This window comes from Sphingopyxis sp. Soil_C_28 (genome assembly GCF_057657055.1).
Genome location: NZ_JBDGJE010000003.1, coordinates 262,791 through 276,073 on the forward strand (window position 1 = coordinate 262,791; position 13,283 = coordinate 276,073).

At 65.0% G+C, this 13,283-nt stretch carries 12 protein-coding genes and 1 tRNA gene; 7 read left to right on the top strand and 6 right to left on the bottom strand.

Features of this window, described 5'->3' with window-relative positions:
* Positions 1-3 precede the first annotated feature (3 nt).
* Entirely contained in the window at positions 4-2,622 is a 2,619-nt protein-coding gene (gene metH / locus AC3A43_RS14750) for a methionine synthase (RefSeq protein ID WP_487793312.1), read from the top strand.
* Between the two features lie 93 nt (positions 2,623-2,715).
* Complete coding sequence (locus AC3A43_RS14755) at positions 2,716-3,675, top strand: right-handed parallel beta-helix repeat-containing protein (protein ID WP_487793313.1); 960 nt, start codon at positions 2,716-2,718, stop codon at positions 3,673-3,675.
* A 3-nt stretch (positions 3,676-3,678) separates the two neighbouring features.
* Here AC3A43_RS14755 and AC3A43_RS14760 read toward each other — a convergent pair whose 3' ends face one another.
* The 5 genes from AC3A43_RS14760 to AC3A43_RS14780 form a co-directional block, all read right to left on the bottom strand.
* Positions 3,679-4,185 (bottom strand): type III secretion system chaperone family protein, encoded by a 507-nt coding sequence (locus tag AC3A43_RS14760; protein WP_487793314.1) that lies wholly within the window; start codon positions 4,183-4,185, stop codon positions 3,679-3,681.
* Between the two features lie 100 nt (positions 4,186-4,285).
* Entirely contained in the window at positions 4,286-4,642 is a 357-nt protein-coding gene (locus AC3A43_RS14765; protein ID WP_487793315.1) for an accessory factor UbiK family protein, read from the bottom strand.
* A gap of 37 nt (positions 4,643-4,679) precedes the next feature.
* Positions 4,680-5,231 (bottom strand): TspO/MBR family protein, encoded by a 552-nt coding sequence (locus AC3A43_RS14770; RefSeq protein WP_487793316.1) that lies wholly within the window; start codon positions 5,229-5,231, stop codon positions 4,680-4,682.
* 61 nt (positions 5,232-5,292) lie between these two features.
* Entirely contained in the window at positions 5,293-6,033 is a 741-nt protein-coding gene (locus tag AC3A43_RS14775; RefSeq protein ID WP_487793317.1) for a TlyA family RNA methyltransferase, read from the bottom strand.
* A gap of 109 nt (positions 6,034-6,142) precedes the next feature.
* Positions 6,143-8,206, bottom strand: coding sequence for a protein-disulfide reductase DsbD family protein (locus AC3A43_RS14780; RefSeq protein ID WP_487793318.1), 2,064 nt, complete (start codon positions 8,204-8,206; stop codon positions 6,143-6,145).
* Positions 8,207-8,350: 144 nt separating this feature from the next.
* Between AC3A43_RS14780 and AC3A43_RS14785 the strand changes: the two genes are divergently transcribed.
* Entirely contained in the window at positions 8,351-9,982 is a 1,632-nt protein-coding gene (locus tag AC3A43_RS14785) for an alkaline phosphatase family protein (protein WP_487793770.1), read from the top strand.
* An 18-nt stretch (positions 9,983-10,000) separates the two neighbouring features.
* Positions 10,001-10,831 (top strand): pyrroline-5-carboxylate reductase, encoded by an 831-nt coding sequence (gene proC / locus AC3A43_RS14790; RefSeq protein ID WP_487793319.1) that lies wholly within the window; start codon positions 10,001-10,003, stop codon positions 10,829-10,831.
* A 3-nt stretch (positions 10,832-10,834) separates the two neighbouring features.
* Here proC and AC3A43_RS14795 read toward each other — a convergent pair whose 3' ends face one another.
* Positions 10,835-11,347 (bottom strand): MarR family winged helix-turn-helix transcriptional regulator, encoded by a 513-nt coding sequence (locus AC3A43_RS14795; RefSeq protein ID WP_487793320.1) that lies wholly within the window; start codon positions 11,345-11,347, stop codon positions 10,835-10,837.
* A gap of 78 nt (positions 11,348-11,425) precedes the next feature.
* On the opposite strand from AC3A43_RS14795, the gene AC3A43_RS14800 reads away from it, so the two are divergent.
* The 3 genes from AC3A43_RS14800 to AC3A43_RS14810 all read left to right on the top strand — a co-directional run bounded on the left by AC3A43_RS14800 (position 11,426) and on the right by AC3A43_RS14810 (position 13,136).
* Entirely contained in the window at positions 11,426-12,511 is a 1,086-nt protein-coding gene (locus AC3A43_RS14800) for a branched-chain amino acid aminotransferase (protein ID WP_487793321.1), read from the top strand.
* Between the two features lie 56 nt (positions 12,512-12,567).
* A tRNA-Gln gene (locus AC3A43_RS14805) sits at positions 12,568-12,642 on the top strand.
* Between the two features lie 329 nt (positions 12,643-12,971).
* Complete coding sequence (locus AC3A43_RS14810) at positions 12,972-13,136, top strand: hypothetical protein (RefSeq protein ID WP_487793322.1); 165 nt, start codon at positions 12,972-12,974, stop codon at positions 13,134-13,136.
* Positions 13,137-13,283 lie beyond the last annotated feature (147 nt).

Sequence of the window (13,283 nt, forward strand, 5' to 3'; positions counted from 1 at the left end):
CCGATGACCACCGCCGCTTCCTCCAGTTTCGTCAATATCGGCGAACGCACGAACGTCACCGGATCGGCGGCGTTCAAGAAGCTGATCCTCGCCGACGATTATGCGGTGGCGGTGGAAGTCGCGCGTCAGCAGGTCGAAAATGGCGCGCAGGTCATCGACGTCAACATGGACGAGGGCCTGCTCGACGCCGAATATGCGATGACGACCTTTTTGAAGCTGATCGCCGCCGAGCCCGATATCGCGCGGGTGCCGGTGATGATCGACAGCTCGAAATGGAGCGTCATCGAGGCGGGGCTGAAATGTGTGCCCGGCAAGCCGATCGTCAATTCGATCAGCATGAAGGAGGGCGAGGAGGCCTTCCTCGACCATGCCCGCAAATGCATGGCTTATGGCGCCGCGGTGGTGGTGATGGCGTTCGACGAGGTCGGGCAGGCCGACACGATGGAACGCAAGATCGAAATTTGCGAGCGCGCCTACAAGCTGCTGATGACGATCGGCTTCCCACCCGAAGACATCATCTTCGACCCCAATGTGTTCGCGGTCGCGACGGGGCTGGAGGAACATGATAATTACGCGGTCGACTTCATCGAGGCGGTGAAAATCATCCGCGCCCGCTGTCCGCACGTCCATTTCTCGGGCGGGCTGTCGAACCTGTCCTTCGGTTTTCGCGGCAATGAGACCGTGCGCCGCGCGATGCACAGCGTGTTCCTCTACTACGCGATCCCTGCCGGGCTCGACATGGCGATCGTCAACGCGGGGCAGCTCGATGTTTACGACACGATCGATCCCGAACTGCGGCAGGCGGTCGAGGATGTCGTGCTCAACCGCAAGGTCGAAGGCGAAGCCGAAAGCCCGACCGAGCGCCTGATCGCGCTTGCCGAACGATACAAGGGCAGCAATCCCGCGCAGGAAAAGGCCGCCGAGGAATGGCGCGGCTGGCCCGTTGCGAAGCGGCTCGAACATGCGCTGGTCAAGGGCATCGACGCGCATGTCGTCGACGACACCGAAGAGATGCGGTTGCTGATGCCGCGCCCGATCGAGGTGATCGAAGGGCCATTGATGGACGGCATGAATGTCGTCGGCGACCTGTTCGGGTCGGGCAAGATGTTCCTGCCGCAGGTCGTCAAATCGGCGCGCGTGATGAAAAAGGCCGTCGCGCATTTGCTGCCCTTTATCGAAGCATCGAAGGAGCCGGGCGCGAAGGGCAAGGGCAAGGTCGTGATGGCGACCGTAAAGGGCGACGTCCACGATATCGGCAAGAATATCGTCGGCGTTGTGCTGCAATGCAATGGCTTCGAGATCGTCGATCTGGGCGTGATGGTGCCCTGGTCGAAAATCCTCGAGGCCGCGAACGAGAATGACGCCGACATGATCGGCCTGTCGGGCCTGATCACCCCGTCGCTCGACGAGATGGTGACGGTCGCCGAGGAAATGCAGCGCGCCGGGATGACGATGCCGCTGCTGATCGGCGGCGCGACGACGTCGAAGGTCCACACCGCGCTGCGCATCGATGTGGCGTACAAAGGGCCTGTGCTTCATGTGCTCGACGCGAGCCGTGCCGTTGGGGTCGCGACGGCGCTTGTTAGCGACACGGGGCGTGACGCCTATGTGAAGGGCTACAAAGACGATTACGAGCATGTCCGCGACGTGCGTGCGAACAAGGGGCAGAGCGCGCTGATCCCGATCGAGGATGCGCGCGCTAACGGCTTCGCGATCGACGAACATATCCGGCCGTTTCCGCCCGAGAAACCCGGCGTGCATGTCTTCGACAGCTGGGATCTTGCCGAACTCGTCGAGTGGATCGACTGGACGCCCTTCTTTCGTGCGTGGGAACTGGCCGGCAATTATCCGGCGATCCTGACCGATCCGGTCGTCGGCGAGAGCGCGTCGAGCCTCTACGCCGATGCGCGCGCGATGCTCGACAAGATCATCGGCGAAGGCTGGCTGACGGCCCGCGGCGTAGCCGCGCTCTGGCCGTGCCGCCGTGAGGGCGACGATGTGATCATCCATCTCGAAGAAACCGAAGAGCATGTCCGCATCCCCTTCCTGCGCCAGCAGATCGCCAAGCGCGAAGGGCGTCCGAACATGTGCCTCGCCGATTTCGTCAGCGAGGATGGCGACTGGATCGGCGGTTTTTCGGTCGCGATCCATGGCATCGAACCGCACCTCGCCCGCTTCAAGGCAGGGCATGACGATTATAACGACATTCTGCTTAAGGCGTTGGCCGACCGCTTTGCCGAGGCCTTTGCCGAACGGCTTCACGCGCATGTTCGTACCGATATCTGGGGCTATGCGCCCGGCGAACAGCTGACCCCCGAGGCGATCGTCAAGGAAGAATACCGCGGCATCCGCCCGGCGCCCGGCTATCCGGCGTGCCCCGACCATAGCCTGAAGCCGATCCTGTTCGACCTGCTCGACGCAGGCAATAATTCGGGCGCGATCCTTACCGAGAGCTTTGCGATGCTACCGACCGCTGCGGTGTCGGGTTTCTATTTCGGGCATCCCGACGCGAGCTATTTCGGGGTTGCCCGCGTCGGCCCGGACCAGCTGGCCGACTATGCGACAAGGCGCGGGGTCGATATCGAAACCGCGACGCGCTGGCTGCGCCCGAACCTCGATTAACCGGCGGCGGCGCGGCTGTCCGATAAGGGGACAGCCGCGCGGTTAACCAGCTTCGCAAACGACGGGCGCGCAAAAAGTCGCTATGGGCGGCGCATGTTCAAGGCAATTCTCCGCCGGCCGTTGCTGCCGCTGCTCGCCCTTCCGCTCCTTCTCGCGCCGGTGCCGGTGCCCGCGCAATCGGGTTCCGGGCCGTTTGTTGTCGCCGAAAGCGGCCGGAGCTTCGGACGGCTGCAGGACGCGGTCGATGCGATCGGCGAGGGCGAAGGCACGATCCGCGTTGCAACGGGCTATCACCGCGACTGCGCGGTACAGACCGCAGGCCGCATTACGTTCGTCGCGGCGGAACCCGGGCGGGCGATTTTCGACGGCGTGACGTGCGAGGGCAAGGCGGCGCTGGTGCTGCGCGGTGCCGGGGCGAAAATCGACGGGATCGTGTTCCAGAATATGCGCGTCCCCGACGGCAATGGCGCGGGCATCCGCCTCGAAAAAAGCGATCTCGAGATCGTCAACAGCCTGTTCCGCAACAGCGAGGAAGGCATACTGACCGCCGACGATCCGCAGGCGACGCTGACGATCGACCGCTCGACCTTTTCGCGCCTCGGCCGCTGCGACCGCGGACTCAGCTGCGCACACAGCGTCTATACCGGGGTCTATGGCCGCGTCGTCGTTACGCGCACGCGCTTTGAAAAGGGCAGCGGTGGCCATTATCTCAAGACCCGCTCGCCGCGCGTCGACATCCGCGACAACAGCTTCGACGATACGCAGGGCTCGACGACCAATTACCTGATCGACCTGCCGGCGGGATCGACCGGGCGGATCGCCAACAACCTGATGATCCAGGGACGCAACAAGGAAAATCACGGCGCGCTGATCGCGGTCGCGGCCGAGGCGCGCGACAATCCGTCGCGCGGGCTGGTCATCGAAGGCAATCGCGCGAGCGTTCCGCAAGGCACCGGCCGCAAGACGATCTTCGTCGCCGACTGGAGCGGCGAAGCGCTGGCGATCGGGCCGAACGAACTGGGGCCGGGGCTGACCCGCTTCGAGAAGATTTAGGGCTTACGCCTCGCCGCGCGTTTCGATGAGCGATGCGGCGAGGGCTTCGGCGGGGGATTTGCCGCCCCACAGCACGAACTGAAACACGGGGTAAAAGCGCTCGCACTCGTCGATCGCGCTTTCGATCAGCGTTTCGGTCAGATCGAGCGGCAGCGATGCGTCGGCGCCGAGCAGCATGCCGTGACGGAACAGGATCGTGCCGCTGTTCGACCAGAGTTCGAAATGGCCGAGCCACAATTGCTCGTTGATCAGCGCGAGCGCCTCGTGCGCGGCGGCACGTTTGTCTTCGACGACGCGGATGTCCGGGAAGGCGAGCAGCTGGATGACGCCATCGTCGGCGCGCCACACGGCCCGTAGTTCGTAAGTCGTCCAGCTGCCCTGCGCGGTCGCGACGATCTCGTCCTCACCGACCATTTCGTGCGGCCAGTCGTGCGCGGCGAAATAGGACGCCAGCATCTCCATCGGTGCGGCTTCCTGGCCATCGTCGTCGTCGTAGATATCGTCACTCATGCGCGCGCCTTAGCCCGGATGGCCGGACGACGCGAGTCCGCGTCCCATGCCATCCGGGGAATATATTGTGCATAAACTGCCAAAAAGCGCGTCGCGCGCCTTAGCTCTTGGGCTTGCGCGTCGCAGGCCTGGCAGCGGGTTTCACAGCCGGCTTCGCTGCGGCGGGCTTTGCTGCGGCCTTCGGTGCCGCCGCAGCCTTCGGCGCGGCTGCGGGCTTCGTTACGCCTTCGAGCTTGTCGAGGCGCGCTTTCAGCGTTTCGGCTTCGGCGCGCGCCGTGGCGGCCATTTTCTTCACGGCCTCGAATTCCTCGCGGCTGACGAAATCCATGCGGCCAACCCATTCCTTCGCGCGGTCGCGCATCGCGGACTCGGCTTCGCGGCCCGCGCCGGCAACGGTTCCGGCAATGCCGTTCACCATCTTGGCCAGATCGTCGAAAAAGCGGTTTTCGCTCTGCATGTCTAATATTCCTTCGTCGGGGTCTGTCCCCTTGCCATCAGCCTATTTGGGTGCTGGCGGCGGCGGGGACAAGGGTTTCGGCATCGGGATTGCGCTGATCGATCTGAAAATTGAGGATCGTGGCAAAGCTCAGCCAGACCATATAGGGGACGAGCAGCCACGCCGCGGCCTTGCGGATCGGGGCAAAGGCGAAGGCGGTGGCGATCGTCACCATCAGGATGAAGATGATCAGATAGAGCGCGCTCGTCACTTGATACTGCCCGAAAAACAGCGGCGACCAGGCGAAATTGGCGATCAGCTGGACAAAGAACAGCAGCAGCGCAAAGCCGCGTCCCTTCGCGCCGCGCGCGTGCAGGATCATCGCCAGCGACAGCCCGAGCATGATGTAGAGGATCGGCCACACGACCCCGAACACCCAACCGGGCGGGGTGATCGCGGGCAGGTCGAGCGAGGCGAACCAGCGATTGCCGTAACCGCTGTTCGAAAGCACGCCCATCAGGCTGCCGATCAGGACGATCGCCGGCACGGTCACAAGCGCCCAGCGCAGATAGGACATGCGAAGCTGTCCTGGCGTTGCGATTTCGGTCATGTCCGCCTTACCCCCCACACGCGAATCCGTTGCATCGGTGTCGCGTTTGTGCGGCGCAGCGTCAAGCGGCTCGCTTCATCGCGGCGATCAGAAATTCGACATTGCCCTCGGGGCCGGTGATCGGGCTTTCGAGCGTGTCGAGCACATCCCAGCCTTCGCTCCCCAGCCATTCGCGGACTTCGGCGCAGACGCGCGCGTGCAGCGCGGTATCGCGGACGACGCCTTTTTTGCCAACCTCATGGCGTTCGACCTCGAACTGCGGCTTGATCAGCGCGACCATGCGCGCGCGCGCTCTGGCAAAGGACATCGGCACCGGCAGGACCTTCGACAGCGCGATGAAGCTGGCGTCGCAAACGATCAGGTCGATCGGTTCGGGGATATGCGCCGCGGTCAGGATACGCGCGCTCGTCTGTTCATGGACGATGACCCGCTCGTCCTGCCGCAGCTTCCACGCGAGCTGGTTGGTGCCCGAGTCCACGGCATAGATGCGCGCCGCGCCGCGGCTGAGCAGCACGTCGGTAAAGCCGCCGGTCGACGATCCGACGTCGATCGCTATCGCGCCCGCGACATCCCAGCCGAGATGCGCAAGTGCATGGTCGAGCTTGATCCCGCCACGCGACACCCATGGATGGTCGCGGCCCTTGACGCTGATTTCGGCGTCGTCGGCGACCTGCTGCCCCGCTTTGTCGATCTTGCGGTCGCCGACGAAGGCAAGCCCCGCGAGGATCAGCGCCTGCGCGCGCGTCCGGCTTTCGGCAAGGCCGCGGTCGACGAGCAACTGGTCGGCGCGCTGCTTCGCCATCACACCACCGCCAATAAATAGGGACTGTCCCTATTTAATTCGGGAAACCCTGAGCGAGCAGAGGCCGCGATAATTAAATAGGGACAGTCCATATTCATTGGTGTTCCGGTCATTGGCCAGCCTTCTCGGTGAGCAGGCCGGGGGTCAGGATTTGCGGCAGGATTTCTGGCTTCGCAGCACCCGGCGCGTACCAGAGATAAAGCGGCACGCTGTTGCGGCCATGCTCGGCAAGCGTGCGCGTGATGATCGGATCGCCGTTGGTCCAGTCGCCCACGAGAGTAATGATGCCGGCCTTGTCGAACGCCTTTTGCACCGCCTCGCGGTTGATCGCGCTGGCTTCATTCGCTTTGCACGACAGGCACCAGTCGGCAGTAAAATAGACGAAGACGGGTTTGTTCGAGGTGCGTGCCTTGGCGAGCGCGTCGTCGGAGAAGGTCGAGCCCGCGCCGCCGGTCGTGCGTTCGGCCTCGGCGACCTCGGTCACTGTGCCCGCGAGGCTGACGAGCAAAAGCAGGCCGGAGGCGTAAAGCAGCCACGACCGGCGGTCACCGCGCTGGATCGAGCCATAATGGGTGAGCAGGACAAGCGCCATGGCGACTGCAAGGATCGGCCACATCAACTGCTCGCCGCTGCCAAGCTGGCGCCACAGCAGCCACGCCAGCGCGAGCGTGGTGAGTCCCATCGGCAGCGCCATCCATTTGCGGAAGCGGTCCATCCACGGCCCCGGTTTTGGCAACCGGTTGCGCAGCGCGGGTACAAAGCCGATCGCGAGGAAGGGCAGGGCGAGCCCCAGACCGAGCCCGCCAAAGATCGGCAGCGCCGCCCACACCGGCAACACCAGTGTTGCGCCGAGCGCCGCACCGAGTAGCGGACCACTGCAAGGTGTCGCGACGAACGCCGCCAGCGCGCCGGTCCAAAAGCCGCCCGCCGCGCCGCCCTTGTCGACCAGCGCCTGTCCGCGGCCGAAGGATGGCAGCTCATAGGCACCGAGCAGGTTGAGCGTAATCGCCAGCGCGAGGATCAGGAGCGCGAGCACGCTCACCGGATGCTGCAACTGGAACGCCCATCCGACCTGCTCGCCCACCGCGCGGAGCGCGAGCAGCGCCCCGCCTAGCAGCAGGGCCGTAACGACGGCACCGGCCGTATAGGCGAGCGCCTCGATTTTAGCGCTTCGCACGTCGCCGCCCGAGCGCGCGAGGCTGAGTGCCTTGAGGCTCAGGATCGGGAAGACGCAGGGCATCAGGTTGAGGATCAGTCCGCCGAGGATCGCGCCGCCGAGCGCGGTCCAGAACAGGCCCATATCGATACCGCCGGCGTTCCCGGCGATCGCCTCGCCGGCCGCGGGCACCGCGCCGGGGTCGAACGTCAGCGACAGGCCGCGTCCGCCACCGAGTTTCAGCAATGCCGAAACGGGCCCCGTCTTTTCGCCCTTCACGCGCGTTTCGACGATGATGTGGTCGCCATTGCGGCTGAAGCGTTGCGGCGCGGCATAGTCGACGACATCCTGCGTCTCGACGAACAGGTGCGGCGCGTCGACCGCGGTGCCGGCGGGAACGGGGATCGCGAAGCGGACCATGTCGCCGCGCTTTTCCCAAGTGCCGTGGCGGTCGAGCGGCTGCGGGAGCAGCGCGCGCCAGCCGTCGAAGCGGGTGCGATCCGTGGGCGCGATCTTGCCATCGCCCGCCTTCATCGCGACCGAGATCACCGCCTTCTCGGGCACGCACACCTTGTCGGTGCAGGCGAGCCAGTTCGCGACCCCCGACATCGTCAGGTCGGTCCCCGGGGCGACGCTTTTATCGACGGTCACGTCGGCGAGCAGCGCATAGGGATGCTCATAGACATGGTTCATCATGCCAAAGAGGATCAGTGCGTCGGGCACCGGATAACGAAAGGGTGCGATCGTCACCCCCTCGGGCGCGTTCCATTCGACCGAGAGACCGAAGCCTGCGTCGCCGCCATTGACCCAATAGCCGTGCCAGGTCTTTTCGGGCGCCATGGTCAGCGCGAGGGTCGTCGCGCCGCCGGGTGCCGGGGCGGCCGATTCGGCCACAAGCTTCGGCTGGATATGCGTCGATTGCGCCGCCGCCGGGGATGCCGCGAGCATGGCGAGTGTCAGCAATGCGAGCATCGCGCGCCATGTCTTTGTCACAAAGCCGTCTTTCCAGCGATCCATGCTCGTCCCGCGTCTGCCTGTCGTTCGAGGCTTGCCATATAGGCGGCTTTCGTCGAGAGGACAGCCCGCGCTGACACACCCCAGTTGGAGAAGCCGTCCGTGAAGCTGAAATATCTGACCACCGCTCTCGCCGCCACGCTTTGCATGACTGGTGCCGGCGCCGTCCTCGCGCAGAACTCGGCGCCGCCGGCGCAAAAGGTGACTGCCGCGACTCCTCCTCCCAAGCTGGTAGTGATGGTCGCGATCGATCAGTTTTCGGCCGACCTGTTTACCGAATATCGCGGCAAATTTACCGGCGGCCTCGCACGGCTTGCGTCGGGCGTGGTGTTCCCGTCGGGCTATCAGGCGCATGGCGCGACCGAAACCTGCCCCGGGCATTCGACGATCCTGACTGGCAGCCACCCGGGGCGGGCGGGGATTGTCGCCAATAATTATTTCGACCTGTCGGTCGGTCGCGAAGACAAGCGCGTCTATTGCGCCGAGGATGAGACGGTGCCCGGCACCTCTTCGAAGAGCGGCCAATATGCGCCGTCGGTGAACCATCTGCTCGTCCCGACGCTCGGTGACCTGATGAAGGCGCGCGATCCCGGCGCGCAGGTCGTTTCGGTTTCGGGCAAGGACCGCGCGGCAATCATGATGGGCGGGCGGCAGGCCGACGAACTGTTGTGGCTCGCGCCGACCGGGCTCACCAGCTATCGCGGCACCGCGCTGTCGCCGACCGCGCAGCAGGCCAGCACCGCGATCGCCGCCGCGATCGGCCAGGCGCGTCCGGGCCTGACGCTGCCCGCCGATTGCGCGACCCACGACATCGCCATTCCGGTGAATGACAAGGGCGGTACGGTCGGCACCGGCCGGCTCGCGCGCGACGCCGGGGACTTCCGCCGCTTCATGGCGTCGCCCGAGGCCGACGGTGCGGTGCTCGCGACCGCCGCCGCGCTGCGTCAGGTGCGCAAGATGGGTGAGGGCAGCAGCACCGACCTGCTCATCGTCGGGCTGTCGGCGACCGACTATGTCGGCCATGGCGCGGGCACCGAGGGCGCGGAAATGTGCCTTCAGATGGCGGGGCTCGACCGCGAACTCGGCGATTTCTTCGCCCGGCTCGACGCGACCGGCATCGACTATGCCGTCGCGCTGACCGCCGACCATGGCGGCCATGACATGCCCGAACGCAACCGCCAGAACGGCTGGCCCGCCGCCGAGCGCGTCGATCCGGCGCTCGATCCTGACAAGCTGGGCAAGGCTGTCGCCGAAAAACTCGGCCTGCCGCAGCCGTTGCTCTATGGCGACGGCCCGTTCGGCGACATGTATCTGTCGAAAGCGCTGACCCCGGCGCAGCGCAAGGCGGCGATGGCAGAACTCTTGCCACGCCTTCGCGCGCATCCGCAGATCGAGGCGGTCGTGACGGGCGAGGACATCGCGCGCCATCCGGTCTCGAAGCGATCACCCGATGTCTGGAGCCTGATGGACAAGCTGCGCGCGTCCTATCATCCGCAGCGATCGGGCGATTTCGTTGTCGTATTGAAACCGCGTGTGACGCCGATTCCCGAATCGGGGCTGGGTTATGTCGCGACGCACGGGTCGGTATGGGATTATGACCGCCGGGTGCCGATCCTCTTCTGGCGCAAGGGGCTTGCCGGGTTCGAACAGCCCAATGCGGTGATGACGGTCGATATCATGCCGACGCTGGCATCGCTGATCGGCGTTCCGGTGGACGCGAACAAAGTGGATGGCCGCTGTCTCGACCTGTTGTCGGGGCCCGAAAGCAGCTGTCGATAAAAAAGAAACAAAGAATTTATGACCAAGGCATTGCAGAACTTCTCCGGCCGCCTCCTCCTTGTGGGCTGCGGCAATATGGCGGGCGCAATGCTCGATCGCTGGCTGGCGGCGGGGCTCGACCCGGCGCTGGTCGCGATCGTCGATCCCTATGCGGCGCCGCGCGCCGGCATTGCCCAGTACGCATCGCTCGATGAATGGCAGGCGGCGGGTGGCAGCGCCGACTGGATCATGCTCGGCATGAAGCCGCAGCAACTCGGCGACGTCGCCGAGCTGCTGGCGCCGCTCGCCACCGGCGGCGTGCACTTGCTTTCGATCCTGGCGGGCGTGTCGCTCGCCGATCTTGCCGCGCGCTTCCCCGACGCGGGCGCGCAGGTCCGCATCCTGCCCAATCTCGCCGCGCGTATCGGCGCCGGTGTGTCGGCCGTTGCGACGTCAGGCGACGCCGATGACAAGATGATCGATGCGCTGCTCGACACTCTGGGTCAGACGGTGCGGCTTGCCGACGATTCGACGATGGACCTTGTCACCGCTTTTACCGGCAGCGGCCCCGCCTTTGTCTTTCGCCTGATCGAATCCTATGCCGCTGCGGGCGAACGGCTCGGCCTGTCGGCAGAGGACGCGCTGGCGCTGGCCACCGCGACCTTCGGCGGCGCGACCGCGTTGCTCGCCGAGAGCGGCGAAAAGCCCGGCGTGCTGATCGCGCAGGTCGCAAGCAAGGGCGGCACGACGCAGGCGGGACTCGATGTGCTCGACAGCGATGGTCAGCTTGCCGCGCTGCTTACCAATGTGCTGCGCGCGGCGCGCGATCGTGGGCGCGAACTGGCCGATATCGCGCGCGGTGAGGGATAGGCCCTAACCCGCGTCCTTCCCCAGCATCGCGATCCGCCGGCGCTCGCGGGCGGGCACGAGCGCCTCGCTGACCTGCCAGAAACCGGTCACCGCCTGCTGTCCCGCATGGGTATAGGCGCGGCTCATCGTGTCGCGCAGCATGGTGAAGATCCCGGCCTCGACCGCGCGGCCGGCGTCGGTCAGCCGCAGCTCCTTTTGCCGCCGGTCGCGATTGCCCGGACGCGTCGTCAGATATTCGCGCGCTTCCAGCTCCTTCACGACGCGGCCGAGCGACTGTTTGGTGATCCCGAGCAAGGCGAGGAGATCCGAGATCGTCAGCCCCGGTTGCCGTGCGATAAAATAGAGCGCGCGGTAATGGGCGCGTCCGATTTCCTTTTCGGCGAGCCGCGCGTCGATCGCGCGCCACAGCGAAGCATGCGCGAAGAACAGATATTCGATGCCGCGGCGCACCTCGTCCTCGCGCAAGAAAAGAGCTGAGGCAGCGGGTACTTGTGAAAGAAAATTCTCATCCGGCATAGTCGCTACCGTTGCGCGCGGCGCCCGTCTTTGGCAAGAGGCGCGCACCACAAACCCTCAAACCACAGGTGTTTCCGCATGTCCGCTCCCGCTTTTACCCATCTGCCGCACCCCAATCTGATCGCGGACGATGTACGGGTGGCTGCGATCGCCGATCCGGCGTTCGGACGCGTCTTCACCGATCATATGGTGTCGATCCGCTATACCGAGGGGCAGGGCTGGCACGATGCGCAGGTGATGCCGCGCGGGCCGCTGTCGCTCGATCCCGCGACCGCGGTGCTCCATTATGCGCAGGAAATTTTCGAAGGGTTGAAGGCGTATCGCCTTGACGACGGATCGATGGCGCTGTTCCGCGTCGAGGCCAATGCCGCGCGCTTCAACGCCAGCGCGCGCCGCATGGCGATGGCCGAACTGCCCGAGGATCTGTTCATCGCCGCGGTGAAGGAAGCCGTGGCCGCGGACGCGCACTGGTTCCCGCCGGTCGACGGCGGCGCGCTGTACCTGCGCCCCTTCATGTTCGCGAGCGAAGTGTTCCTCGGCGTCAAGCCCGCGGCCGAATATCAGTTCCTCGTCATCACCTCGCCGGTCGGCAATTATTTCAAATCGGGCGCCCCCGCGATCTCGCTCTGGGTGTCGGAGGATTATACCCGCGCCGCGCCCGGGGGCACCGGCGCCGCCAAGTGCGGCGGCAATTATGCGTCCAGCCTGATTGCGCAGCGCGAGGCGATCGCCAAGGGCCATGATCAGGTCGTCTTCCTCGACGCCGCCGAGCATCGCTGGATCGAGGAACTGGGCGGCATGAACATGTTCTTCGTCTTCGACGACGGCAGCATCGTCACCCCGCCGCTGACCGGTACGATCCTGCCCGGCATCACGCGCGACACGATCATCACGCTGGCGCGCGACGCTGGCCTGATCGTGCGCGAGGAACCCTATGCGATCGACCAGTGGCAGGCCGACGCGGAAAGCGGCAAGCTGACCGAAAGCTTCGCCTGCGGTACCGCTGCGGTCGTGACCCCGGTGGGCAAGGTGACCCGCGGCGAGGCGAGCTTCACGATCGGTGCGGGCGGCCCGGGACAGGTGACCACGAAGCTTAAGGACAAGCTCGTCGACATCCAACGCGGCCGCGCTGCCGATCCGCATGGCTGGGTGACGCGCCTTTAAGGCGTCGCCTTGCCAACGCATCCCAAGACGCTATAGACGCGCTCGCACCGGCCCGTTGGGGCGTCGCCAAGTGGTAAGGCAGCGGCTTTTGATGCCGCCATTCGCAGGTTCGAATCCTGCCGCCCCAGCCAGCCGGTGCTGTGCCTCAGCCAAGGGACGGAAAACCCCAGGTTTCTCCCTTAACTGAACAAGGCCGACCATCGCAGTGGCATCAATTGCTACCAGTGGGTGGAGCCAGTGCCTGACGCCAGCAATCGAAAATGTGAACCGTCGCGGGGCCACCTACTGGTGGCGTCGCCGGGTGCGCTTCGTTGGACGGCTTGAACGTCCTATAACCATCGCAACAACGGTCAGCCTTCTGACGAAGGACCAGTCGGTCGCGCGACGGCGCGCGGCCGCGATGACCGGCCGAAGCGAGGTTGTGCGAATGAGCTTATACGAACGGATCGAGAAGGAATGATTGACCAGTGAGCAGGTGAACCATCTCTTTCGAAAGGAGATGGTGCGGTATCGCAACATGCTGGCGCATCAGTTGGCGGTGATCGAGAAGGACGGTGAGGACAATGTCACCGCTCGCTTGTCAGCCATGTCCGCTTATTTCAATTCCATCCCAAAAGCGGCCTGACCGCTAACGGCGAGATCGAGCCAACTGGCGGCCAGGCTGCAATGCGTCTCATCCCGATTGTTTAGCCGATCAAGCGCCCTTGCCGGAACCTGCCGTTCGAGAACGTCAATCACCTTTGAACCCGAATTACTGGATTTGGGACAAAGC